The following is a 360-nucleotide window of genomic DNA, read 5'->3' as shown; positions in this document are numbered from 1 at the left end:
GGCACCTCCGCCTCCCGGCCGAGCGCGGAGGCGAGCAGGTCCGGCCGCCACCGGCCCACCCCACCCAGCGCACCGGCCGAGAAGTAGCCGGTCCCCGACGCATCCCCGCGATCGGTGAAGGGTGGCGTCCCCGGGGCAGCCGCGTGCGCGGACACGTAGTCGTGGGGCAGCAGCACGCCCGCGACCCGGGCAGCGGCGGCCGGCTCGTGGTCGCGCAGCCAGCGCAGCTTGGTGCTGGTGAACGAGGCGACCAGGACGCTGCCCAACGCGTCGGCACACGCCTGCGGACCGCCCAGCTCGTCGATCAGCTGGACCGCGGAGGCAGCCGAACGCGTGTCGTTCCACAACAGGGCGTCGCGG

Annotated in this window: 1 protein-coding gene; it reads right to left on the bottom strand. The window is 75.6% G+C overall.

Features of this window, described 5'->3' with window-relative positions; genetic code table 11:
- Window positions 1-360, bottom strand: a 360-nt coding sequence (locus tag ACOADB_RS11025; RefSeq protein ID WP_378598164.1) for an FGGY family carbohydrate kinase, incomplete at both ends; no start/stop codon positions are given.

Origin of the sequence: Nocardioides sp. CPCC 206348, assembly GCF_048654705.1 — a bacterium.
Classification (GTDB): Bacteria; Actinomycetota; Actinomycetes; order Propionibacteriales; family Nocardioidaceae; genus Nocardioides.
The sequence above is the reverse complement of the archived record's forward strand: the minus strand, read 5'-3'. Positions and strand labels throughout refer to the sequence as shown.